This is a genomic window from Peptoniphilus vaginalis, from assembly GCF_900176605.1.
Taxonomy (GTDB): domain Bacteria; phylum Bacillota; class Clostridia; order Tissierellales; family Peptoniphilaceae; genus Peptoniphilus_A; species Peptoniphilus_A vaginalis.
Genome location: NZ_FXLP01000004.1, coordinates 261,883 through 284,958 on the forward strand (window position 1 = coordinate 261,883; position 23,076 = coordinate 284,958).

At 33.8% G+C, this 23,076-nt stretch carries 25 protein-coding genes and 1 tRNA gene; 13 read left to right on the forward strand and 13 right to left on the reverse strand.

Features of this window, described 5'->3' with window-relative positions:
• Positions 1-18 precede the first annotated feature (18 nt).
• From CAN42_RS02680 to dnaA, 10 genes are all read right to left on the reverse strand, one after another.
• Complete coding sequence (locus CAN42_RS02680) at positions 19-681, reverse strand: transporter associated domain-containing protein (RefSeq protein WP_085875430.1); 663 nt, start codon at positions 679-681, stop codon at positions 19-21.
• The gene (locus tag CAN42_RS02685; RefSeq protein ID WP_062571403.1) at positions 681-1,466 is read right to left on the reverse strand and encodes a SigB/SigF/SigG family RNA polymerase sigma factor; all 786 of its coding nucleotides are present in this window, start codon (positions 1,464-1,466) and stop codon (positions 681-683) included. Before CAN42_RS02685 ends, CAN42_RS02680 begins: the two co-directional genes overlap by 1 nt.
• Positions 1,467-1,475: 9 nt before the next feature.
• Positions 1,476-1,826, reverse strand: a complete 351-nt coding sequence (locus CAN42_RS02690) for an ATP-binding protein (protein ID WP_085875431.1) — start codon at positions 1,824-1,826, stop codon at positions 1,476-1,478.
• Position 1,827: 1 nt separating this feature from the next.
• On the reverse strand, positions 1,828-2,139 hold the full coding sequence (locus tag CAN42_RS02695) for an STAS domain-containing protein (protein WP_085875432.1): 312 nt from the start codon (positions 2,137-2,139) through the stop codon (positions 1,828-1,830).
• A gap of 8 nt (positions 2,140-2,147) precedes the next feature.
• Entirely contained in the window at positions 2,148-4,577 is a 2,430-nt protein-coding gene (gyrA, locus tag CAN42_RS02700; protein ID WP_085875433.1) for a DNA gyrase subunit A, read from the reverse strand.
• A 9-nt stretch (positions 4,578-4,586) separates the two neighbouring features.
• Positions 4,587-6,500, reverse strand: a complete 1,914-nt coding sequence (gene gyrB / locus CAN42_RS02705; RefSeq protein ID WP_085875434.1) for a DNA topoisomerase (ATP-hydrolyzing) subunit B — start codon at positions 6,498-6,500, stop codon at positions 4,587-4,589.
• A 16-nt stretch (positions 6,501-6,516) separates the two neighbouring features.
• The gene (recF, locus tag CAN42_RS02710; protein ID WP_085875435.1) at positions 6,517-7,590 is read right to left on the reverse strand and encodes a DNA replication/repair protein RecF; all 1,074 of its coding nucleotides are present in this window, start codon (positions 7,588-7,590) and stop codon (positions 6,517-6,519) included.
• A complete protein-coding gene (gene yaaA / locus CAN42_RS02715; RefSeq protein WP_005955359.1) occupies positions 7,587-7,799 on the reverse strand; it encodes a S4 domain-containing protein YaaA in 213 nt (70 codons plus the stop codon). Before yaaA ends, recF begins: the two co-directional genes overlap by 4 nt.
• A gap of 2 nt (positions 7,800-7,801) precedes the next feature.
• A complete protein-coding gene (dnaN, locus tag CAN42_RS02720) occupies positions 7,802-8,896 on the reverse strand; it encodes a DNA polymerase III subunit beta (protein WP_085875436.1) in 1,095 nt (364 codons plus the stop codon).
• A 148-nt stretch (positions 8,897-9,044) separates the two neighbouring features.
• Positions 9,045-10,394, reverse strand: a complete 1,350-nt coding sequence (dnaA, locus tag CAN42_RS02725; protein ID WP_085875437.1) for a chromosomal replication initiator protein DnaA — start codon at positions 10,392-10,394, stop codon at positions 9,045-9,047.
• A 433-nt stretch (positions 10,395-10,827) separates the two neighbouring features.
• Here dnaA and rpmH point away from each other — a divergent pair, with 433 nt between their 5' ends.
• The 12 genes from rpmH (at position 10,828) to CAN42_RS02785 (ending at position 20,302) form a co-directional block, all read left to right on the forward strand.
• Positions 10,828-10,962 (forward strand): 50S ribosomal protein L34, encoded by a 135-nt coding sequence (rpmH, locus tag CAN42_RS02730; protein WP_005955298.1) that lies wholly within the window; start codon positions 10,828-10,830, stop codon positions 10,960-10,962.
• Between the two features lie 8 nt (positions 10,963-10,970).
• Positions 10,971-11,306, forward strand: a complete 336-nt coding sequence (gene rnpA / locus CAN42_RS02735) for a ribonuclease P protein component (RefSeq protein ID WP_209019195.1) — start codon at positions 10,971-10,973, stop codon at positions 11,304-11,306.
• Positions 11,303-11,518, forward strand: coding sequence for a membrane protein insertion efficiency factor YidD (gene yidD / locus CAN42_RS02740; protein WP_060799935.1), 216 nt, complete (start codon positions 11,303-11,305; stop codon positions 11,516-11,518). Before rnpA ends, yidD begins: the two co-directional genes overlap by 4 nt.
• Positions 11,519-11,536: 18 nt before the next feature.
• Positions 11,537-12,271, forward strand: coding sequence for a YidC/Oxa1 family membrane protein insertase (locus CAN42_RS02745; RefSeq protein ID WP_062571392.1), 735 nt, complete (start codon positions 11,537-11,539; stop codon positions 12,269-12,271).
• The gene (gene jag / locus CAN42_RS02750; RefSeq protein WP_085875439.1) at positions 12,271-13,074 is read left to right on the forward strand and encodes an RNA-binding cell elongation regulator Jag/EloR; all 804 of its coding nucleotides are present in this window, start codon (positions 12,271-12,273) and stop codon (positions 13,072-13,074) included. The genes CAN42_RS02745 and jag overlap by 1 nt, the downstream gene beginning before the upstream one ends.
• Positions 13,075-13,150: 76 nt before the next feature.
• Positions 13,151-14,530 (forward strand): tRNA uridine-5-carboxymethylaminomethyl(34) synthesis GTPase MnmE, encoded by a 1,380-nt coding sequence (mnmE, locus tag CAN42_RS02755; protein WP_085875440.1) that lies wholly within the window; start codon positions 13,151-13,153, stop codon positions 14,528-14,530.
• Positions 14,531-14,536: 6 nt separating this feature from the next.
• Positions 14,537-16,441 (forward strand): tRNA uridine-5-carboxymethylaminomethyl(34) synthesis enzyme MnmG, encoded by a 1,905-nt coding sequence (gene mnmG, locus CAN42_RS02760; protein WP_085875441.1) that lies wholly within the window; start codon positions 14,537-14,539, stop codon positions 16,439-16,441.
• Positions 16,431-17,123 carry a 16S rRNA (guanine(527)-N(7))-methyltransferase RsmG gene (gene rsmG, locus CAN42_RS02765; protein WP_085875442.1) on the forward strand — a complete coding sequence of 231 codons (693 nt, stop codon included), beginning with the start codon at positions 16,431-16,433 and terminating at the stop codon, positions 17,121-17,123. The genes mnmG and rsmG overlap by 11 nt, the downstream gene beginning before the upstream one ends.
• A 271-nt stretch (positions 17,124-17,394) precedes the next feature.
• Positions 17,395-18,150, forward strand: coding sequence for a ParA family protein (locus CAN42_RS02770; protein ID WP_085875443.1), 756 nt, complete (start codon positions 17,395-17,397; stop codon positions 18,148-18,150).
• Positions 18,143-18,994 carry a ParB/RepB/Spo0J family partition protein gene (locus tag CAN42_RS02775; protein ID WP_085875444.1) on the forward strand — a complete coding sequence of 284 codons (852 nt, stop codon included), beginning with the start codon at positions 18,143-18,145 and terminating at the stop codon, positions 18,992-18,994. The genes CAN42_RS02770 and CAN42_RS02775 overlap by 8 nt, the downstream gene beginning before the upstream one ends.
• Before the next feature lies 1 nt (position 18,995).
• A complete protein-coding gene (locus tag CAN42_RS02780) occupies positions 18,996-19,886 on the forward strand; it encodes a PhzF family phenazine biosynthesis protein (protein WP_085875445.1) in 891 nt (296 codons plus the stop codon).
• Positions 19,886-20,302: a hypothetical protein gene (locus CAN42_RS02785; RefSeq protein ID WP_085875446.1), complete on the forward strand. Its 417-nt coding sequence runs from the start codon at positions 19,886-19,888 to the stop codon at positions 20,300-20,302. Before CAN42_RS02780 ends, CAN42_RS02785 begins: the two co-directional genes overlap by 1 nt.
• 286 nt (positions 20,303-20,588) lie before the next feature.
• Here the strand turns inward: CAN42_RS02785 and CAN42_RS02790 are convergent, their stop codons facing one another.
• A complete protein-coding gene (locus CAN42_RS02790; RefSeq protein WP_085875447.1) occupies positions 20,589-20,921 on the reverse strand; it encodes a phage holin family protein in 333 nt (110 codons plus the stop codon).
• Between the two features lie 101 nt (positions 20,922-21,022).
• On the opposite strand from CAN42_RS02790, the gene cutA reads away from it, so the two are divergent.
• Complete coding sequence (gene cutA, locus CAN42_RS02795) at positions 21,023-21,343, forward strand: divalent cation tolerance protein CutA (RefSeq protein WP_062571382.1); 321 nt, start codon at positions 21,023-21,025, stop codon at positions 21,341-21,343.
• A 168-nt stretch (positions 21,344-21,511) separates the two neighbouring features.
• Here cutA and CAN42_RS02800 read toward each other — a convergent pair.
• Together CAN42_RS02800 and CAN42_RS02805 are read right to left on the reverse strand one after the other, a co-directional pair.
• Positions 21,512-21,588, reverse strand: a tRNA-Arg gene (locus tag CAN42_RS02800).
• Between the two features lie 77 nt (positions 21,589-21,665).
• The gene (locus tag CAN42_RS02805; protein ID WP_085875448.1) at positions 21,666-23,036 is read right to left on the reverse strand and encodes a D-alanyl-D-alanine carboxypeptidase family protein; all 1,371 of its coding nucleotides are present in this window, start codon (positions 23,034-23,036) and stop codon (positions 21,666-21,668) included.
• Positions 23,037-23,076: the final 40 nt, after the last annotated feature.

A 23,076-nucleotide genomic window follows, 5' to 3' on the forward strand; every position in this document is an offset into this window, starting at 1 on the left:
TCGGCCTAGCCGACACCTTTAATCTTTATTTTCTTCTTTTTTAATTTTCTCGTCGATTCTTTCTACAGAAACTGTTTCTATAACGCCACCACTTGCCATCTTGACAATTTGGAAGATGTATTCGCCATCGTCGACAATAACTCCAACTTCTGCTTCTTCTGCATTCTTAATAAGAAGACCAGCTACGTAACCACCAATTGTCGTAGTCTCTCCTGCCTCAATATCAAATCCATACCTCTTGTTTAGGACCTTCATAGGGATTGATGCAGAGTATTCGTTGCCTTCGCCATCTGTAACCATATTTACTCCTGTTAATAAGAATTTTCTAACAGCAAAGAGGACTGCTATGGCTATAGTTGCTACAAGTAAGTCAAGCATATTATCAGAGTAAACTAGCATCTTTCTAGAAATTACAAGTAAAATCAAGTGAATGATGTTAGTATCTGTATGTGCAATCATAAGTACCACAAACTCTATAGCTATTACTAGCAAGAGGACGTGGGATAGAAAATTTTGGAATATTTCATAGGATGACCCAGCATCACTTGTAATTATCTTAAAATAATACTTCATAATATCTGGCACTGAAACTATTACTCCAGCTATTAGCAGAACTGAGACAACTATTTCAAAAATATTCACTAATTTTAAAAGTGTAACCAGGTATCTATTTCTATTCATTATACCTCCATGGTCTTAGCGACTTCTTTTCTCATCTTTTCCAAGACCTTCTTCTCGATTCTTGACACTGTCATTTGAGAAATGTTTAATTTCTTTGCAATTACAACTTGGGTCTTCTTGTTAAAGTATCTGTCAATTAGAATTGTCCTCTCAACTTCGTCTAAGTTCTCCATAGCCTTCTTAAAGAAGTCGTTAGACTCTATCTTGTCAAAGTATTCTTCTTCGACTCCAATTAAGTCAGATAGATTGACTTCACTTTCATCTCCTGATTCATAAGTGACATCAAGAGATTGTGGTGTATAAACCTTAGATGCCTCCATGGCCTCCATGACTTCTTCTGGAGTTGAGTCCAAATATTCTGCAATTTCGTCTATAGTTGGAGTCTTTTGATACTTTTGTGAAAGGCTCACAGTTGCATTGGAGATTTTCTTTGAAAGTTCTTGGATTCTCCTTGGGACCCTAATAGTCCAACCATTATCCCTAAAATATTTTTTTATTTCTCCAATTATTGTTGGAGTGGCAAAGGAAGAAAATTCAAATCCCTTTTCAGGGTCATATCTCTCAATGGCATAGATTAGACCAATTGATGCCACCTGATAGATGTCGTCATAATCTATTCCCCTGCCTGTGTATTTTTTAGATAGGATTTCTGCAATGTAAAGATGTTCTTCTATAAGGATATCCCTTATTTCCTGATCTTTTGTCTCATGATATTCCTTAAATAGGTCCTTTCTCTCTTCCTTTGTTAGCCTTCTATCTAAATTGTTGTATTCTTTTAAATTCATAGCAGACCCTTATAATTTTTTAGATAAAATAAATTTACTTCCATCAAAATGAGATTCATCTACAAGACAATCTATAATAGTCTTTGCAAGAGATAGGTCATCAGATGCTTCTAATTTTTCCTCGCTAATTTCACTTACACAAATTTTTATATTTTTATCTTCTTCTATTTCAAAGACCAAGTCTATGTGGTCATCTTCAGTTAACTCGTGACAAATATTTAAACTTTCTGTCACAGCCATTTTTATATCTTCTATTTCTTCAATATCTCTATTTAGGATGTTTAAGATACCTGAAAGCATAAGTCTAACTGTAGAAAAATATTTGGCATCATTGGGTATTTGATATTTTAAAGTATCCATACTACCCCCTGATTTCAAACATATCTTCAAGTTTTGTTATCTTAAAGAGTTTCATTATTGAAGGATTTAGGTTTTCAATTACAATTTTATGGCCTTCCTTTTCCACTTCCTTTAAGATGTAGATAAGAGAGCCAAGACCTGTAGAGTCTAGGTATTCTAGCTCTTTACAGTCAAACAAAATGTCCTTTTTATCCTTTTCATAAAACTTCATAGATTTTTCCTTGAAATTTTTTGTATTATAAACGTCAAGTTCTCCCTTTGGATACATTATCAAAAATTCGTCAGTATTTTTTGCCTCTAATTTAAATTCCATAAGGCCTCCTAGTCTCCAATATAATTTGCAACAGCTACAACTTTTGCATCTGTCAAATTCATAAGTTTAACACCAGATGTGTTTCTTCCTTGGACAGAGATGTCTTCAGTTAGGATTCTTATAATAATTCCAGAATTTGCAATTATCATAACATCATCTTCTTTTTCTACTACAGCAGCTGAAGCTACATATCCTGTTTTATTAGTAATCTTATAAGTTAGAAGTCCCTTACCACCCCTATTTTGTGGTCTGTATTTATTTATTTCAGTTAATTTTCCATAACCATTTTCTGATATAACAAGAAGGTACTTGTCATCTACTACAAGATCAGATGAAACTACAATGTCATCTTTATCAAGGTCTATGGACTTAACTCCCATGGAGTTTCTAGCAGATTTTCTAACTTGTTCTTCATTAAATCTAATTGATAGACCCTTTTTAGTTACAAGTATTACATCTTCATCATCTTTAGTCAAATGAACGTCGATTAATTTGTCGCCTTCATTTAATTTTATAGCAATGATACCAGATTTTCTAATATTTTTATAATCCTTAAATGGAGTCCTCTTAATAAGTCCCTTTTCAGTTACCATTAAGAAGTTAAGATCTGGGTCATATTCCTTAACAGGTATTATAGAAGTAACCCTTTCATCTTCACTTAGGTCAAGTAGGTTAATTATGGCAGTACCCCTTGATGTCCTAGAGTCTTCTGGAATTTCATAAGCCTTTAACTTGAAGACATTTCCAAGAGATGTGAAGAATAAAATCATATCATGAGTAGAAGTTACAAATAATTCTTTTACAAAGTCCTTGTCCCTCATATTGCCAGAAGAAACTCCCCTGCCACCTCTTTTTTGTGGCTTATAAGTTCCCTCGCTCATCCTCTTGATATAGCCAAATTGAGTAAGAGTTATAACAACATCCTCTTTCTTTATAATGTCTTCAATTTCTATATCAGTTCTACCATGTGATATTACAGTTCTTCTTAAATCTCCATATTTTTCTTTTATTTCAAGAAGTTCTTCCTTGATTAGGTTCATAAGAACATCATTATTATCTAAGATTTCCTTAAACCACTTGATGTCAGCTTGAAGTTTTTCATATTCAGCTTCAAGTCTATCTCTTTCAAGTCCTGTAAGTCTTCTAATCCTCATATCCAAGATAGCTTGGGATTGTTCATCTGTTAATTTAAATTCTTCGTAGAACTTTTCCTTTGCTTCCTTGTCATCCTTAGATCCCCTAACAATTTTTATAATCCTGTCAATATTGTCAAGAGCTATAAAAAGACCTTCAACTATGTGGGCTCTCTTTTCTGCCTTGTCTAAGTCAAACTTTGTCCTTCTAGTTACAACTTCAACTTGGTGGTCTACATAGTATCTAATAATTTGCTTTAGGTTTAAGATTTCTGGTCTTCCATTTACTAAGGCAAGATTTATTATCCCAAAAGTTGTTTGCATTTGAGTGTTTTTGTAAAGCTTATTTAAAACAACTTCTGCATTAGCATCTCTTTTTAGTTCAACAATTATATTGATGCCCTTTCTATTTGAGGCATCAGTGATATTTGAAATTCCATCAATAACCTTGTTCTTTGCAAGGTCTGCAATCTTCATAATAAGTGCAGACTTGTTAACTTGATAAGGAAGTTCTGTTATTACAATTTTTTCACGATTGTTCTTAAAGGATTTAATTTCAGCAACTGCCCTTACAGTTATCTTTCCTCTTCCAGTTTCGTAGGCTTCTTTAATCCCATCAGTTCCCATAATTTGAGCACCTGTAGGAAAGTCTGGTCCCTTTATAATTTGATTAAGTTCGGCAATAGAAATTTCATCATTGTCAATGTAGGCTATGATTCCGTCAATGGACTCATTCATATTGTGAGGAGGCATATTTGTAGCCATACCTACGGCAATACCACTGGATCCATTTACCAATAGATTTGGAAATCTTGCTGGAAGTATTGTAGGTTCCTTTTCGTTTTCATCAAAGTTTGGAACAAAATCAACAGTTTCCTTATTAATATCCCTTAGCATTTCTTCTGCAAGCTTGGTCATCCTAACTTCTGTGTAACGCATAGCCGCAGCCCCGTCACCGTCGATGTTACCAAAGTTACCTTGACCATCAACTAGGGTGTATCTAGTATTAAAGTCTTGTGCAAGTCTAACTGTTGCTTCGTAAATAGATGAGTCACCATGAGGGTGATACTTACCCATTACATCCCCAACAAGTCTTGCTGACTTTCTATAAGGTCCATTGGATACAAGATTAAGTCCCTGCATTCCATATAAAATTCTTCTGTGGACTGGTTTTAGTCCATCACGTACATCAGGAAGTGCCCTTGCAACAATTACAGACATTGAATAGTCAAGATAAGAAGACCTCATCTTTTTATTAATATCTACATTAAGTATTCCTGATTCTATAATATTATTTTCACTCATGGTTTACTCCTATGCATCTATATAATCAGCGTAAACTGCATTTTCTGTTATAAAGTCTCTTCTTGGTTCAACTTCTGTTCCCATTAAAATTGAGAAAGTATCATCAGCTTCTGTTAAGTCGTCGATATTTACCTTTAAAAGAAGTCTGTTGTCTGGGTTCATTGTAGTTTCCCAAAGTTGTTCTGGGTCCATTTCACCAAGACCCTTGTACCTCTTTATATTTACCTTAGAGTCCTTGTATTCCTTTAGGGCAAGTCTAAGTTCCTTTTCATTGTGGCAATATCTTAAAATCTTAGTTCCCTTTTCAATTCCATAAAGTGGAGCTTGGGCAACATAAACGTGACCTTCTTCAATAAGTGGCTTCATATATCTAAAGAAAAATGTGAGTAAAAGAGTCATAATGTGGGCACCATCAACATCGGCATCGGTCATAATTATAATCTTGTCGTATCTTAATTTTTCTAAATCGAATTCTTCTCCAATTCCTGTTCCAAAGGCTGTTATCATAGCACGAATTTCTGAAGAGTTAAGCATCTTATCAAGTCTTGCCTTTTCAACGTTCATAATCTTACCTCTTAGAGGAAGGATTGCTTGGTAGGCTGAGTCCCTGCCATCTTTTGCAGAACCACCAGCGGAATTACCTTCGACTAGGAAGATTTCATTTCTCTTCGGATCATCATTTTGACAGTCTGCAAGTTTACCAGGAAGGGTCATGGACTCAAGATTATTTTTCTTTCTCGTAAGGTCTCTTGCCTTTCTAGCTGCTTCTCTTGCACGTCTTGCTGATAGGGCCTTGTCTAGGATTTGCTTTCCAACTTTTGGATTTTCTTCCAAGAAAACTGCTAAGTCTTCAGATAAAACTGAATCTACAACTCCCCTAGTTTCTGAATTTCCTAGTTTCGCCTTAGTTTGTCCTTCAAATTGTGGATCAGGTAGCTTTACACTTATAACTGCAGAAATACCTTCTCTTACATCTTCACCAGATAGGTTTTCTTCCTTTTCCTTTATAATATTATTTTTTCTACCATAATCATTTAGGGTCCTTGTTAGGGCTGACCTGAAACCAGAAAGGTGAGTTCCACCCTCTTCAGTGTTAATATTATTCGCAAAAGAAAGCACAACTTCTGAATAGGAGTCTGTGTATTGGATAGCAATTTCAATTGCTGTTTCTTCCCTAATTTCATCTATGTAGATGATCTCATCATGGACTGGTTTTTTCTTTGCATTTATAAATTCAACAAAGGACTTAATTCCACCTTCATAATGGAATACTTCCTTTAGGTCTTTTCTATCATCTATAAATTCAATTTTTATTCCCTTATTTAGGAAGGCCATTTCTCTAAATCTCTTAGCTAAAACTTCATCAGAAAATTCTACTGTTTCAAATATTGTATCGTCTGGTTCGAAGTAAATTGTTGTACCAGTATCCTCTTTCTTAGTTTCTCCAATAACTTCAAGTTCACTTTTTCTAATACCCTTAGAGAATTCTTGTCTGTAGATTTTTCCATTTCTTTTTACAGTTGCAACTAATTTATTGGAAAGGGCGTTAACTACAGATACACCAACCCCATGAAGTCCACCAGAAACCTTGTAGGCAGAGTTGTCAAACTTACCACCTGCGTGAAGTATAGTAAGAACAGTTTCTACTGTAGACTTACCTGTTTGTGGATGGATATCAACTGGTATACCTGAACCATTATCAGTTATTTCAACGCTTCCATTTTTATTTATTTTAATAATAATATGATCACATATACCGGCAAGAGCCTCGTCAATAGAGTTATCTACGATCTCATAAACTAAGTGGTGTAGACCTCTTGGGCCAGTAGATCCAATATACATACCCGGTCTTTTTCTAACGGGTTCTAATCCTTCTAAGACCTGTATATCCGACGCGTCATAGTGTCTTTTATCATTTGCCATTTTTTCTCCTATTCTTTTACAAAATTCTACCTTGGCTCACCCTATAAAAATTAGCATCAACAGATTTTAAAAATTCGTCTGCCTCGGTTGTGGTGATGAAGGTCTGTAAATCTTTTAGTGAATGTAATAAGTATCTACTTCTCTTGAAGTCGATTTCTGAAAAGACATCGTCAAGTAAAAGTAGAGGTTTTGTTTTATATAAATCTCTTATGAGATCTGCTTCAGCTAATTTTAAACTCAAGACTATAGATCTTTGTTCCCCTTGAGACCCATAAGATTTAGATGAAAATTTATTTATCTTGAAGTCCAAGTCATCTCTGTGGGGTCCAATTGTTGTATATCTCTTCTCAAGGTCCTTTGGGAGAGCTTCTTTTAATATCCTAAAATAATTTTCCATGAGTTCTCCCTCGTCAACAAAGACAGGAACTGTGGATAGATAAGTTATATTTAGGTCGTCTCCCGATAAATTTTTATAATGTTTTTTGGCAATTTCATTTAACTTCTTAATAGTCTTTAGCCTCATTATAATTATCTTTGTTCCATTTCTTACGATTTCTCTGTCATAGACATCTAATAGATTTCTGTCCATATTCATCTTGAGGAGCTTGTTTCTCTCAAACAAGAGCCTCCTGTACTTGTACATATAAAAATCGTAATTCAGGTCAATATTTGAAAGCAAATCGTCTAAGAATTTTCTTCTTTCCTTAGGTAAATATTTTATTATATTTAGGTCTTCAGGATTAAAAAGTACAACAAATCTTGATTTTCTGTATTCTTTAGTATTTACCTTGTCATCATTTATAAAAAGTTTTTTGTTTTCAAATTTTGAAATTTCAATCCTGTAGTCGTCCTTGTAGTCTTCAGTCATATATCTTGTAATGATACTTGATGAATTTTCACCTATATTAATAAGGTCATAATCTTTTAAGCTTCTAAAGGAAGTCGCCCTTATAGACATGTAGATAGATTCTAACAAGTTGGTCTTTCCCGAAGCATTTAGACCATAGAGGACATTTATATTTTCACCTGGAACAAAATCTAAACCCTTGTAATTTCTAAAATTAAAAAGTCTTAGATACTTGAGTTTCATTTTTCACCAATTATAAAATCATTTCCTTGGAAAGAAATTTTATCTCCCTTATATAATTTTTTTCCTCTCCTAGTTTCAACTTCTCCATTAACCATAACTTCTCCTTCTTGAATTAGGGTCTTGGCAAGACCACCTGATTCACAAAGGTTTGTTAGCTTAAGGAAAGAGTCTAGTTTTATAAACTCAGTGTTTATTTTTATAGTTTCCATAATTACCCCGCAAGTCTTACTGGTAAGACAAGATATATATAGGAGTCATCTTCTTTTTCTGTAATTATTAGAGGGTTTACTGAGTCAGTAAAATTAAGGACAATTTCTTCTGATTCTAGAATCTTAACCCCATCTAAAATATATCTTGAATTAAAAGCAATATCTAAACTTTCTTCATGTTCTGATGTCTTAACTTTTTCGAAAACATCTCCAATTTCAGAATTACTCTTTATGTCGATATAATTTTCCTTAACATTTAACTTTATTAGGTTGGCCCTGTCTTCTCTTGCAAGAAGAGATGCCCTTTCCACTGCAAGTTGAAATTCTCTTTTTGATACAGATGTAGAAATCTTGTGTTCATCTCTTAAAAGAGCACTGTAGCTAAAGAAATCTCCACTTAGTAAAGTTGAATAAAATACAGTGTTATTAAAGTTAAAGACAATATTATTTCTTGAAATGTTTAACTTAAGATCTTCTTCATCATCAATAATCTTTACAAGTTCATTTAAAGACCTTGAAGGGATAATAATAGAATTTTCTATTCCAGTTTCCTTTTCAAGTCTTTGGATTGCCATCCTAAAACCATCTAGGGCAACAAAATTAATGTAGTTTTTCTTTATATCCATTAGGACACCTGTAAAGACAATTCTAGATTCGTCGTTGGAAACTGCAAAAGTAGTTTTCTTTACAATGTTTTTTAAGTCCTTGGCAGATATATCTATAGAAATATTTTCTTCTACCTTTGGTAGGTCAGGATATTCATCAGCCTTTTGTGTTGATAAATTAAATATTGAATCCCCGCATTTAAGGTTCATCATGTAATTTTCTACATTTATATTTATTATGTCATTTTCAAGTTTTCTTATAATCTCACCAAATAGTCTTGAATTTATTACTATTTCGCCTTCTCTTTCAACAATGGCATTAAGTTCAGTTTTTATACTTATTTCTGTGTCAGTTGCAGTAAGAGTTAGGGTATTATTCTTAGCTGATATTTTTATACCTTCAAGTATTTGCATAGTTGTTCTTTGAGAAATTGCTTTTTGAACTATGGAAATGTGTTTTGTCAGTTCTTTTCTGTTAACCTTTATTAGCATTTTTTCCTCCTAGAAAATAGTATATTAATTAGTAATAGTAGTAGGGCTTGTGGATTTGTTAATAAGTTCCCTAACCTTATAACTTTCAATAAAATTTATTCTTGATAAGTTGTGGATAAGATTGCCACTAAAAAAAACTTATCAACAACTAAGATTTAATCTCTTTTATTAAATTAGTAATCTCAATTTTAAATATGGGATCATCTTCTAAATCCTTACTTATTTTATCGTAGGCATGAATAACAGTAGAGTGGTCACGGCCACCAAAGACATCTCCTATCTTGGGAAGACTAAGATCTGTTAATTCTCTTGTTATATACATGGCTATTTGTCTTGGATAGGCTATAGCCTTGGTCCTTTTTCTAGAATTAAAATCATCAAGATTTAGTCCGTATTTTTTTGCAACTTCTGCCTTAATGTATTCTACAGTAATTTGTTTTTTTGCCTTAGTTTCGTAGATATCCCTAAGGACTATAGCAGCAGATTCAACGGAAATATCTGAATCTGTAAGCTTAGAATAGGCCATAACTCGTGATAATGCCCCTTCTAGCTCCCTAATATTACTTCTTACATTTTCAGCAATAAAGGTCATTACCTCTTGAGATACTTCAAATCCTTCAGAATCTGCCTTTTTTCTCAAAATTGCAATCCTAGTTTCAAGGTCTGGTGGTCCAATATCTACTACAAGACCCCAGGCAAACCTGGAAATAAGCCTTTCTTCAAGACTCTTAATTTCCTTAGGTGGTTTATCAGATGTTAGGACAATTTGCTTGTTTTGCTCGTGGAGCTCATTAAAGGTATGGAAAAATTCTTCCTGAGTCCTGTCCTTATCAGCTATAAACTGGATATCGTCAATTAGTAGAAGGTCAACCTTCCTGTATTTGTTTCTAAATTCTTCATTTTTATTAGTTTGGATTGAATTTATGAGCTCGTTGGTAAATTGCTCACTTGTCACGTATAAAATCTTCTTAATAGGATCTTGTTCTAGTACAAAATGTCCAATTGCATGCATTAAATGGGTTTTTCCAAGTCCAACGCCTCCATAGATGAAGAGGGGATTTGAAAAGGCATTTTGCGGATTTTCATAGTTTTCAGAGACTGCCAGAGCTGCTGCATGGGCAAATTCGTTGCTCTTGCCAACTACAAAGGTTTCAAAGGTATACTTTGGATTTAGCCTTGATACGCTTAAAAAATTCTTATTTACAAGGCCTGCTGGGTTCTGATCAGTTGCTTCGTCTTCTGAAATTATGCTGATATCAAAATCAATTCCCGTAATTTCTTTTAGAGCTTCACCTACTAGGTCGAAGTGCCTCTTGTTATTTACGAGATAGTCCCTAATAAAGGGTGAAGGAACTGTTATGATGATTTTCTTTTCATCATAATCAATTGATTTTGGAAGCATTCTGGAAAACCAAGTGGAGTATGTAACTTGAGACATAGATTTCTTTTCAAGTTCTTTTAAGAAAGACTCCCACATAGTGGAAAGTTCCTTGTCCATATTTCCTCCTTATTAACAATTTTTTTATTGTTGATAAATAACAGTTCATAATTATATTTACAATTGTGATTAAGTTTGTGGATAAGTAGATATAAACACTATAAATTTAGTGATAATGTTGATAGTTAAGCTTTAAAAAAGCGTAAATGACAAATTTTTTAGAAAATAAAAATAAAACTATCAACATCTTATCAACAGATTGTTAATAACTTTATTTATAAACAGCCTTATTATTATCTACATATAAGCCACAATTATCCACATACATTTTAACAAATACCAGGGGACTTATCAACAAGAAGGCTTTGGAGGACTTTTTGCTAAATTTTTCTTTTTTAGATTTTGTAGCTTAAAATTTCATTTAATTGTCTATATTACTTGACAAGACCTGCATTTGTAAATAAAATGATAAGGATAGAAAGAGGTGAGAATTTTGAAAAGAACTTATCAACCAAAAAACAAACAAAGAAAAAGGGAACACGGTTTTCGTGCAAGAATGAGAACTAGAGCAGGTAGAGCCGTAATTAAAGCAAGAAGAAGAAAGGGCAGAAAGAAACTTTCAGCTTAGGTTTTATAATGAAGGATTGTTATTTAAAAAAGAATAGTGAATTTCAAAGGGTTTATTCTAATAAGAAGATTTCTGGATCTAGATACATTACTCTTTTTACTGCCAATAACAACAGGAACTATCCCAGGTTTGGTATAACTGCCACAAAGAAAATTGGCAATGCAGTAAATAGAAATTTTGTTAGAAGAAGATTAAAACACATTTTAAGAGAGAATTCTCATAATATAGAGCCTGGATATGATTATGTATTTGTTGCAAAAAAGGATGCATGTGATTCAGACTTTAAAGACTTTAAGAATTCTTTTTTTTCTGTTTTAAAAAGACAAAAGAAGATGGTTAAATGAGTAAAATTTGTATGCTTTTAATAAGATTTTATCAAAGGTTTATCTCAACCTATCTTCTTCCAGGAAGACACTGTAGGTTCGAACCCACTTGTTCACAATATAGCTATGAAGCCTATAAGAAGTATGGATTTTTTAAGGGAACTTATTTAACTATAAGAAGAATCTTAAAGTGTAATCCCTTCCATAAGGGCGGATACGATCCTCTCATTTAAATTTGGAGGAAATTATTAATGCGATTAATTAGTACTATACTAGGTACTTTTGTTAAGTTCATCTATGATGGACTAGCAGCGATTATGCCACAAGAACCTACTGCAATTTCATTTTTTGCACTTTCAATTATAATTGCAACTATTATTATTAAGCTTTTAATTTTGCCACTAAATGTTTCTCAAATGAAAAATCAAAAGAAGATGGCAAAACTTCAACCAGAGCTTAAAAAAATTCAAACGAAGTATAAAAATGACCCACAAACTTTGGCTGCAAAGCAACAAAAACTTTATAAGGATAACAACTATAATATGGCTGGAGGATGTCTTCCAATGGTCATCACTATGGTTGTGTTAATTGCTTTTTACAGGGTCTTTTTGAACCCACAAACCTTCGCTTTTACAGATCCAGGTTTTTACGAAGCCATGAACAAGAATTTCTTTTATATAAAAAATATTGATCATGCTGACAAAACTTTAATTTTACCTATTATAGCAGCGGCTACGACTTTCTTAGTATCTTTTATTACTACTAAGAACCCTGCAACTCAAGGAGCAGGAGCTGATCAAGCTAAGTCAATGATGTCTACTATGATGGTTGTAATGCCAATTTTAATTTTTTCAATGGCAAGAAAATATGCAGCAGGACTTGTAATTTATTGGACTGTTTCCAATATTTTTTCAATAGGTCAACAGCTCATAACTAATAAGATTGTAGAAGATGAAATTGAAGAAGTTGAGGTTAAGGACAAGTAATGAATTATGTAATTAAAACGGGTAAAACCGTAGATGAAGCAGTAAGAGAGGCTCTAAGTGAATTAAATATTACAATAGAAAATGCTGAGATTGAAGTCCTTGATGAAGGTCAAAAGGGTTTCTTGGGACTTATTGGTTCTAAGGATGCCACTGTTAAAGTTTGGCCTAAGGTAGATGAAACAAAAAGTATCTTAAATGAAATATTTAATGAAGAAATTGAACCAGAGACGAGCCAAGAAGTAGTTCACAATACTGATGATGAACTTGAATTCGAAAAAGAAGAAGTTTCCACAGATGAATTTAATATGGAAGAAGTCATAAAGACACTTGATGAAGAAAATGAAGAAATCATAAGTGCTGCAAGAGAATTCTTAGAAAAAATTCTTGAAACTCTTGAACTTGATAATATTGTGGAAATGGAATTAGAAGATAATACTCTAAACGTAAATATCAATGGAGATGAAAATAGACTTGGAATTTTAATTGGAAAAAGGGGTGTAACTCTTGATTCCATCCAATATATTTTAAACTTAATTGTTAATAAAAAATCTTCAAGATACATTAGGGTTAATCTTGACTCTAGTGGCTACAGGGATAAGAGGAAGAAGACTCTAGAAAGTCTTGCTGGCAAAATGGCCAACAAGGTATTAAAGACTGGTAGGTCAATTAAGCTTGAACCTATGAATTCTTATGAAAGAAAGATTATCCACACAGCTTTACAAGATTTTGAAGGAGTACTTACTCATTCAGAAGGAAAGGATCCTTTTAGAAAAGTAGTAATTCAAAAAGAGAGAAAATATTAATGAAGAGGGCTTTATTTAAAAGCCTTCTTTTTTATTTGAAATAATTGTAGTAATATAATCTAAAAGGAATGATAAAATGGCAAATTTAAATGATACTATAGCCGCTATTTCTACTGCAATCGGTGAGGCCGGCATTGCAATAGTAAGAATGAGTGGCGATGATTCAGTTAATATAATAGATAAAATTTTTGTTTCTGCCAGTGGAAAAAAGATGGAAGAGGCAGAGAATAGGAAATTTTTATATGGTCACATAGTAGATGGCGACAAGTTAATCGATGAGGTTTTAGTTGTTAAGATGAAGGGACCTCACTCCTATACTGCAGAGGACATCATTGAAGTACACTGCCATGGTGGTGTGGTATCTGTTAAAAGGATTTTAAGTCTAATCTTATCCAAGGGAGCAAGACTTGCAGAAAAGGGTGAGTTTACTAAGAGAGGCTTCTTAAATGGAAGGATTGACTTAACTCAAGCTGAAGCTGTAATTGATATGATTAAGGCAAAGACTGATATATCCTTCGATATGGGTCTAAATCAATTGAGTGGTGCCTTAAGTGAAGTTTTAAATAAGCTAAAGGACGAGCTTGTGTCTATGCAGGCCCTTATAGTTGCTAACATCGATTTTCCTGATGAGGACATAGAGGATGCTGCCTACCATGACCTAATGGAAAGGTCAGGCAAAATCTTAGAAAAGATGGATAATCTCTTGGATAATTCAAAGAACTCAAGGCTCCTAAGAGATGGAATCAACACAGTAATTCTTGGAAAGCCAAATGTTGGCAAGTCTTCCTTATTAAATGGGCTCTTAAAATATGACAGGGCCATAGTTACAGATATAGCTGGAACAACTAGGGACATTATTGAAGACTATATTAACCTTGATGGGGTCCTATTAAAGATTACTGATACAGCAGGAATTAGAGAAACTGATGACGAAGTTGAAAAGATAGGTGTTAATATTGCAAGAGAAAAGCTAAAGGAAGCTGACCTTGTTATTGCTATCTTTGATATTTCTCGTGACTTTGATAAGGACGATGAAGAAATCTTAAAACTTATAAAGGGAAAGAAGCACATTACTATTTTAAATAAGGATGACCTTGAACAAAAAATTTCTGATGAAGAAATTGAAAAATATTTCAAAGATGATTATTTAAGACTTTCAGTGATGGAAAATGAGTCAGTTAAAAAGATAGAAAACTTAATTATAGACCTCTTCTTTGATGGAGAACTTCAAATCTCTTCAGATTCAATACTTTCTAACATAAGACATATAAATGCCTTAAAGGAAGCAAAAAAAGCTCTTCTAGAGGTAAATGAGAGCTTAAAGGAAAGGGTCTTTTTAGATTTAATTGAAGTTGACCTAGAAAATGTCATAGGACACATTTCTGAAATAACAGGAACAATTACAACAGAAGATATTTTAGACAGGGTATTTTCTGATTTTTGTATAGGAAAGTAGGTAAAGATGTCAGAAGTTAGATATTATGAAGCAGGAGACTTTGACACAGTAGTCATTGGAGCAGGCCATGCTGGCAGTGAAGCTGCACTTGCCTCTGCAAGACTTGGTGCAAAGACCCTCCTATTATGTATAAATTTAGATTCAGTTGCACAACTTAGCTGCAACCCAAATATTGGGGGCACTGGAAAGGGTCACCTGGTTCGTGAGATTGATGCCCTTGGCGGAGAAATGGCAAAAAATATTGACAAGGCCTTTATCCAATCCAAGATGCTCAACACTTCCAAGGGACCTGCAGTCCATTCACTTAGGGTTCAGGCTGATAAGAGAAAATATCACGATGAGATGAAGAGGGTTCTTGAAAATGAAGAAAACCTCTATCTTGTGGAAGATGAGGCTATAAAAATCTTAAAAGATGGTAATAAGGTAACAGGAGTTCTCACAAGAAATGGCTCAAAATACAAGGCTAAGGCTGTTGTAATTTGTAGTGGGACCTACCTTAGGGCAAGGATTTTTATGGGAGAAGTTAATTTTTCATCAGGTCCTTCTGGTTTTGGACCTGCCAACCACCTATCTTCAAGTTTGGAAGAAGACTTTGGTATGAAACTTCAAAGGCTTAAAACTGGTACACCAGCAAGGGTCCTAAGAAAGTCTATAGACTTTTCAGTAATGACTGAGCAAACGGGAGATGAAGAAATCATCCCATTTTCTTTCTTAAATATTGACAAGAAATATGATGTACACCAAGAACTCTGCTATTTGACCTACACAACTAAGAAGTGTCACGAAATTATAAGAAATAACATAAAAAGATCTGCCCTAGCCCTTGGAGATATTGAAGGGAAAGGTCCAAGATATTGCCCATCAATTGAAGACAAGGTTATGAGGTTTGCAGACAGGGATTCTCACCAAGTTTTCATTGAGCCAGAGGGTCTTACTACTGATGAAATGTATATTCAAGGTGTTTCATCCTCCCTACCTGTTGAAGTTCAACACGAGTTTTATAAGGAAATTATTGGGATGGAAAATTGCAAGATTCTAAGACCAGCCTATGCAATAGAATATGATGCAATTGATGCAACTCTTTTAAAGAGAAGTCTTGAGCATATGGACTATGAAGGTCTCTTCTTTGCAGGTCAAATCAATGGATCTAGTGGATATGAAGAAGCTGGAGCCCAAGGTATTGTTGCAGGCATTAATGCTGCCTTAAAGGTTCAAGGAAAGGATCCTTTTATCCTAGATAGGTCAGAGGCTTATATTGGAGTTCTTATTGACGACTTAGTAACTAAGGGAACTCGTGAACCCTATAGGATGATGACTTCAAGGGCTGAATACAGGCTAACTCTAAGGCAAGATAATGCCGATCTTAGGTTGACAGAAAGAGGAAGACAAATTGGACTTGTTGACGATGAAAGATACCAAGGATATCTTTATAGGAAGAAGGCTATTGAGGATGAAATGAAGAGAATCAAGAAAATACAAATCAACCCAACAGTTGAAAACAACAAAATCTTAGAATCTCTTGGATCCACTGAAACTCAAAATTCCTTTAGCCTTTATGAAATGATAAAGAGACCAGAACTTGATTATAAAAAATTAGCAGTATTTGACCCAGATAGGCCACCTGTTCGTGATGATGTAATAAGAAATATTGAAATTGAAATAAAATACGAAGGATACATTAAGAAGCAAGAACTTCAAATTAAACAGTTTAAGAAGCTTGAAAATAAAAAGCTTGATAAAGATCTAGACTACAAGTCTATAGAGGGTTTAAGAATAGAGGCAAAAGAAAAGCTATCTGATATTAGACCAGAATCAATTGGTCAAGCATCAAGAATAACTGGAGTTTCACCAGCTGATATAAATGTCTTACTTATCCATCTAGAACAAATGAGGAGAAAAAATGTTAGTTGATTATTTCAAAGAATACGGTCTTGATACAAAAAATATTGACAAGTACGAGAGATACAAAAAACTAATCCTAGACTATAACCAACACACAAATCTAACTAGGATAACTGAAGATGATGAATTCAATGTAAAGCACTTCTTGGATTGTCTAAGCCTACTAAAGACTGCGAAGTTTAGTGGCAGTGAAAAGATAATAGACATTGGAACAGGTGCAGGATTTCCTGGACTTCCCTTAAAACTCTACAATGAAGAACTTGATGTTACCCTACTAGATTCATTAAGAAAAAGGATTGACTTTTTAGATGGAGTTATTGAGAACTTGGGACTTGAAGGCATAAGGGCAATCCATGCAAGAGCAGAAGAAATTGCGAGGACAGATGAATACAGAGAACAATTCGATGTAGCGGTATCAAGGGCTGTCGCTAACCTATCCACTCTTGCGGAATATGCAATGGGTTTTGTAAAAGTTGGTGGATACTTTATATCTCAAAAGGGTCCAGAGTATAAGGAAGAAATAAAAAATGCCAAGAGGGCAATTGAGGTAATGGGTGGAGAAGTTGAAAATATAATTCACACACCCCTCCCCAATGACATCGACCACTATATAATAATGATAAAAAAGGTCAAAGCTACTGACGAGAAGTACCCAAGAGGTGGAGGCAAACCAAGGAAGTCTCCTCTATAAGTTTGTAAAATACACAATTTAATAGATATACAGTTTTTCAAAACTATGAGGCTCCACGTGGAGCCTTTTTTGTGAGTTTTTTACTTGAAATAAATTACAAATGCTCTACGTAGAGCACAAAAATTTCCATAATAAGATGCTCCACGTAGAGCATGGTATATAAAAAGTTTTGATAAAAAAATTATATAAAAAAATTATCTCTTATAAGACTTCATCTTTAAATTAAAACTTAAACGTGATACTATTGATAGTATAGAAATGAGGTAAGAATATGTCTCTTGTAATTACAGTTTTTAATCAAAAAGGTGGCGTGGGAAAGAGCACCACAGTTATAAATTTAAGTTCAGCATTGGCACTAAGAGGCAAAAAAACTCTTATAGTGGATATGGATCCACAAGGAAATGCCACATCGGGCCTTGGACTATATGAATTTGACAACATGATATATGACTTTCTAATAAATGAAGAAGAAGATTCAATATATCCAACAGGTTTTTCAAAACTCGATATAATCCCATCAAATTCAGAATTTGCAGGAGTTGAAATAGAGTTAGCAATCCACAAAGACTGGCAGTTTAAACTAAAAAAGATGATAGATAAGGTAAAGGATAACTATGATTTTGTAATTATTGATTCACCACCTTCTCTTGGAATTTTATCCCTGATGTCACTTGTAGCAAGTGACAAAATTTTGGTTCCAGTCCAATGTGAATACTATGCACTTGAAGGTGTAACTCAACTTATGGATACAATGACCCTTGTTAGGGAAAACTTTAATCCAGACCTAAGCTTATTAGGAGTTGTCATGTGTATGTTCGATGGAAGGACTAATCTTTCAAACCAAGTGGTAGAAGAAATTCAAAAGCATTTTGATAACAAGGTATTTAAGAGTTTTATACCAAGGAATGTAAGGTTGGCAGAAGCTCCAAGCTATGGTATGAATATATACGACTATGACAGCAGTTCTAAGGGGGCCAAGGCTTACTCAGACCTTGCCAAGGAAGTAATAGGTGAGATAAATGACTAAGAAAAAAGGGCTTGGAAGGGGCATTGGAAACTTTCTAAGTTCTAGTGAAAAGATAAGAGAAGTTATAGAAGAAGAACGCTCCAAGCTAATGGAAATAAATATTGAAGATATATTTGCAAATGAAGGTCAACCAAGAAAAAACTTTGATCAAGAAGAATTAAAGGATTTGGCATCTTCTATAAAGAAATATGGTATTATTCAGCCCCTTCTATTGAAGAAAAAAGATGAAAAGTACGAGATTGTAGCTGGTGAAAGAAGATTTAGAGCTGCAAAACTTGCTGGTCTTGAAAGAGTTCCTGCTATAGTAAAGGATATTTCTGATGACGAATCCTCAAGGATAGCGATTATAGAAAACATTCAAAGAAAGGACCTAAATCCGGTTGAAGAAGCCATGAGTTATAAACACCTATTGGATTCACAAGAACTAACTCAAAAAGAACTTGCTGATGAAATAGGAAAATCTAGACAATATGTGGGCAACACCATTAGGCTTTTAAATCTTGACCCAAGAGTTTTAAAACTTCTTGAAGAAGAGAAAATAAGCACATCACATGGGAAAAAACTTCTTTCTATAAAAGATGGTGACAAACAATATAAGGAAGCAATGAGGATTATCAAGGATTCCTTGCCTGTTAATGACAACAACAAGGCAGTGAAAAAACCTAGGGTCCAAGAAAAAGAAGATATTTACTTAGTAGATATGAGAAACAAGGTGGAAAGAACCCTTGGAACTAAGGTAAATTTCAAAAAAAGAGGCAAGGTAGGTAAAATCGAAATAGAATACTATGGAGAAGAAGACCTATCTAGGATTCTTGATTTAATATTAGCTGGAGATTTGAATTAATATGAAGAGATTTTATACAACCTATCTAGTATCTGCCTTTTCAGACAGGGCCTTTATGGGGAATTCTACAGGAGTAATCATCGATGATGGAAAGCTTACAGACCTTGAAATGAAAAACATTGCAAGGGATATAAACCAATCCGTTATAGTTTTTGTAAGAGGGCTTGATAGGGATAGGTACTTAACAAGATTTTTCACACCTGAAGGGGAAATAAATCTTTGTGGTCATGCAACTATTGCAACTTTTTATGCCCTTGCTGAAAATGAATACATTATGTCCAAGGAAGAAGGAATAAAAAAGATTATTCAGCATACAAAAATTGGTAGAATTCCAGTAGACCTTGAATACAAGGGTTTTAAAATTCAAAATGTTCATATGAATTTAAATGTTGAATTGAGAGAAAAATATGATGCTCCAGAAGGCATTTTAAGAGCTTTAAATTTAAGACCTGATGATATAGGTCTAGATATAAAAGAAAACTTAAATATGGAAAGAATATCAATGGGAACTTGTGACATCCTTGTTCCAGTGAAAAATGAGAGAGTCTTATCATCCATAAATTTAAATAGGGATGAGGCATTAAGGATTTCAAGAGAAGAAAAGATAATTTCAATTCATGCCTTTACTACAGAAGATGGAAAAGAAGTCAAACAAAGGACCTTCTCTCCAATTATTGGTGTTGATGAAGAATTTGGAAGTGGAACATCAACAGCAGCCACTATGCACTACTTAAAGGCAAATAACATTGCAAGTAGTGACTCAATTTATGCCACTCAAGGAGATTATATTGGAAGAGTCTCAAAGGTTTTAACTAGCCTTGGTGAAAGTGAAAATAAGGTTAGGGTCGGAGGCAGAGCCTATGTATTTATGAATGGAGTTATATATTTATAATGGGAAGAAGACAGAAAAAATCAAAGAGATCAAAGCTAGTTCTGATAATATTTTTTGCAGTTCTTGTCTTTTTTGGAGGTAGTCTAGTATCTTCTAGAAACAAGATTGTAGATATTAATCCTAGAGACATTGACTATATTGAAATAATAGGATTTAAGACTGATAACATGAAGACTATTAAGGACAGAAAAATAGTTACAAAGATTTCAAAGGACTTAAACAGTCTAAGAGGTAAACAAGCAAACAAGGATACAAATGGAGAAATTGCCAACTACATCAATGTTTACTTCACAAGTGGCAACAAGATTTCCTTTGTTAAGACAGGACTAACAATTAGGGTCAATAATATTTATTACAATATTAATTCTAGAAATTCAAGAATGATTGATGAACTAATAAAAAAATATGGAAGATAAACCTGGTGAGCTGAGGCTCACTGGGTTTTTTATTGTATTGTTTCCTTGATAAAAATTAATAGACCTTGTTGATAAGTATAAATTAAAAAGGAAAATTTATATGTTTATAAAAAATTCAAAACTATTAAGAAAAAGGAGTGAAAAATTAGATAATATCAACAATTGTAGATAAGATAGAAGAATTGTGGATAAAAAACTTAGAAAAAATAAAAAAAGACATAAAAAAAGAAGGAAAAACTCAACTTATCCACAAAAAAGACCCGACCTAAGTCGAGTCCAATTTATATTACATAGTCTTTTTGTCAGCTAGTAGGAATGAATCCACAATACCAAGAATAAAGGCGCCCACAAAAGCACCAATAATAGATACATCAAATCCATTAACATATTTACCAGTAATGAATAAAATTATTGCTGCAGCAATAAATCCAACTGCACCTCTACCGAAAGGTGAAGCATCAATGCCTGTGAACTTGTTAACTGCCCAGTCCAAAATTCCTATTACAATTGCTGCCATAATAGCAGCAGAATAACCGTCTGTTTTAATTCCTATTGAAAATGCAGAAGTTATTAAAATAGCTAATCCACTAACCAAGACTTTTATAATTAATTTAATCATACCTTATTCCTCCTTAATTTATCTATAACCAAAATTGCAAAAAATTAAACAATTTTACCCCTATGTAAAAATATGTGGTATAAATAAGGGAGGAGGTAGGTATGAAACACGTAAAAATAGAGATATTTATCCCAAGAGAGGACAGTAGAAAGTTAATAGACAAGATAAATGAAGGTGGATTTTTAAAAGAAGAAAATTATGACTACTGCTATGCAGAAACATATGTGCTAGGGCATTTTAGACCCATTGAAGGAGCCAATCCCTATATTGGAAGCCTAAACAAGATAGAAGAGGTCCAAGAATCAAAGTTAGAATTTAGGATAAGAAAAGAAAATCTGGGAGAAGTCATGAAAATAATTAAGGAAAATCACCCATATGAGGTTCCTGTTATTAATATTATTGAGCTTATAGATTTAGATTAAAAATAATTAAGCTATCAAAGATTTTTGATTTAAAATATTTTGTGACTAAATTGTCCTATAATAGGAGCTAAAATTGGAAGGAATATAAAGATATAAATTAAGAAATTTTCTATAATAAACAAATAACTCCAAATTCTCTAATTTAGAGATTTTGGAGTTTAAATAATTTGGCGTCTACGAGAGGAGTCGAACCTCCGGCCCCACGCTTAGGAGGCGTGTGCTCTATCCTACTGAGCTACGTAGACTCATAAAATAATTGTATATAAATAAGGAAGAAGTGTCAATATTTAATGACACTTCTTTTATTTTTAACCCTATAGTCTTAGGCAGCTTTTTCAATATTTACAAAAATTTCTTCAAAGACTCTTTTGAATTTATTGATTATGCCCTTTTCATAGACCTTGTCTTTTACAATTAAGTCACTTTCAAAAACTAGCTTGTCACCCTTGTAAAAGGAAATCTTTCCAACAGATGAACCAGCCTCGATTGGAGCCTTTAGGTCATCATCTATTTCCACAATCTCCTTGTATTTATCATTTGACTTGGAAAGTATGTAGCCAATTTCCTTTTGATAAACAGGTATATTTTCATCTTGAGAGTGTAGGACTTCTATGGTCCTTACTTCCTTTTCAGTGTCTCCTATTGCATTGTAGCCGTAGTCTTCAAAGCCGCTAGTAATAAGTCTTTTGCAGGCAACAAACCTCTCAAAATCAGAGTTGGAACCTGTTGTTATCCCAATAAGCCTCATGTCCTTTGACTTTTCATCTACTCCCTTTTCAAGACCAGTTAAGATTACACACCTGCCAGCTGCATTGGTATAACCTGTCTTTAGTCCGTCAACTTCTGGGACAATGCCAAGGACAGGGTTGGTGCTGTATTCTATAAAGTTTCTTCCAGGGTCTTCCAACTTAGGGATGGAAGTGTATTTTAAAATTTCTGGATGAAACTTAATAAGTTCTGATGCTAACTTGAACATTTCTCTAGTAGTCATCTTGTTGTAGTCCAAAATTTCATAATTAGTAAGTCCTGTTGGGTTTACCATTAGGGCATTTTTAAGTCCTAGGTCCTTGCACTTGTCGTTCATCATCTTTACGAAGGCATCAGTAGACCCTGCCACGTGCTTGCCAAGAGCCGTGATTGCATCGTTGCCGGATACAACCATAGAAGCTTCGATTAGCTTTTCCACTGTGACCTTGTCACCTTCCTTTAATTTAAAGGAAGATCCAGTTAGGGCTGCAGCCTCCTTGTCGATTTCAACTTCGTCATTAAGAGAGATTTTACCCTCTTGAATTTTATCTAAGACAACAAAAATAGAAACCAATTTTGAAGTTGATGCCATAGCACGAACCTCGTCAAGGTTGTAGCCTTCTAGGATTTTACCAGACTTGTAGTCTCCCAATAAGTAGGACTTAGTGAGTCCTTCTAGGGGAACTTCTTCTAACTTTTTAATTTTTTCAGCCTCATAAAGGTTGGCCTTTTGGACACCATCCTTTGTTGGGACTAGAAAATCTTGATTTCTAATTGTTTTTGGATCTATTTCTTTTTCTTCAGCCTTTGTAGCTGTGGCATCTAGGACATTTGAACTAGCTGCCTTAATATTATCACTTTGAGCTTTAGACTCTGCTGCCAAGACACTTCCTGGGGCAGAAAAAATTATAAGTCCAAGAGATAAATATAGAAGTAATTTCTTCATCTTGCACCTCGGAAAGTATTGTATCAAATTATAAATAAAT

Bases quoted from the DNA above. Each gene is read 5' to 3' on its own strand.
- CAN42_RS02680 (WP_085875430.1), bottom strand. From the start codon at position 681: ATGAATAGAAATAGATACCTGGTTACACTTTTAAAATTAGTGAATATT.
- CAN42_RS02685 (WP_062571403.1), bottom strand. From the start codon at position 1,466: ATGAATTTAAAAGAATACAACAATTTAGATAGAAGGCTAACAAAGGAA.
- CAN42_RS02690 (WP_085875431.1), bottom strand. From the start codon at position 1,826: ATGGATACTTTAAAATATCAAATACCCAATGATGCCAAATATTTTTCT.
- CAN42_RS02695 (WP_085875432.1), bottom strand. From the start codon at position 2,139: ATGGAATTTAAATTAGAGGCAAAAAATACTGACGAATTTTTGATAATG.
- gyrA (WP_085875433.1), bottom strand. From the start codon at position 4,577: ATGAGTGAAAATAATATTATAGAATCAGGAATACTTAATGTAGATATT.
- gyrB (WP_085875434.1), bottom strand. From the start codon at position 6,500: ATGGCAAATGATAAAAGACACTATGACGCGTCGGATATACAGGTCTTA.
- recF (WP_085875435.1), bottom strand. From the start codon at position 7,590: ATGAAACTCAAGTATCTAAGACTTTTTAATTTTAGAAATTACAAGGGT.
- yaaA (WP_005955359.1), bottom strand. From the start codon at position 7,799: ATGGAAACTATAAAAATAAACACTGAGTTTATAAAACTAGACTCTTTC.
- dnaN (WP_085875436.1), bottom strand. From the start codon at position 8,896: ATGCTAATAAAGGTTAACAGAAAAGAACTGACAAAACACATTTCCATA.
- dnaA (WP_085875437.1), bottom strand. From the start codon at position 10,394: ATGGACAAGGAACTTTCCACTATGTGGGAGTCTTTCTTAAAAGAACTT.
- rnpA (WP_209019195.1), top strand. From the start codon at position 10,971: ATGAAGGATTGTTATTTAAAAAAGAATAGTGAATTTCAAAGGGTTTAT.
- yidD (WP_060799935.1), top strand. From the start codon at position 11,303: ATGAGTAAAATTTGTATGCTTTTAATAAGATTTTATCAAAGGTTTATC.
- CAN42_RS02745 (WP_062571392.1), top strand. From the start codon at position 11,537: ATGCGATTAATTAGTACTATACTAGGTACTTTTGTTAAGTTCATCTAT.
- jag (WP_085875439.1), top strand. From the start codon at position 12,271: ATGAATTATGTAATTAAAACGGGTAAAACCGTAGATGAAGCAGTAAGA.
- mnmE (WP_085875440.1), top strand. From the start codon at position 13,151: ATGGCAAATTTAAATGATACTATAGCCGCTATTTCTACTGCAATCGGT.
- mnmG (WP_085875441.1), top strand. From the start codon at position 14,537: ATGTCAGAAGTTAGATATTATGAAGCAGGAGACTTTGACACAGTAGTC.
- rsmG (WP_085875442.1), top strand. From the start codon at position 16,431: ATGTTAGTTGATTATTTCAAAGAATACGGTCTTGATACAAAAAATATT.
- CAN42_RS02770 (WP_085875443.1), top strand. From the start codon at position 17,395: ATGTCTCTTGTAATTACAGTTTTTAATCAAAAAGGTGGCGTGGGAAAG.
- CAN42_RS02775 (WP_085875444.1), top strand. From the start codon at position 18,143: ATGACTAAGAAAAAAGGGCTTGGAAGGGGCATTGGAAACTTTCTAAGT.
- CAN42_RS02780 (WP_085875445.1), top strand. From the start codon at position 18,996: ATGAAGAGATTTTATACAACCTATCTAGTATCTGCCTTTTCAGACAGG.
- CAN42_RS02785 (WP_085875446.1), top strand. From the start codon at position 19,886: ATGGGAAGAAGACAGAAAAAATCAAAGAGATCAAAGCTAGTTCTGATA.
- CAN42_RS02790 (WP_085875447.1), bottom strand. From the start codon at position 20,921: ATGATTAAATTAATTATAAAAGTCTTGGTTAGTGGATTAGCTATTTTA.
- cutA (WP_062571382.1), top strand. From the start codon at position 21,023: ATGAAACACGTAAAAATAGAGATATTTATCCCAAGAGAGGACAGTAGA.
- CAN42_RS02805 (WP_085875448.1), bottom strand. From the start codon at position 23,036: ATGAAGAAATTACTTCTATATTTATCTCTTGGACTTATAATTTTTTCT.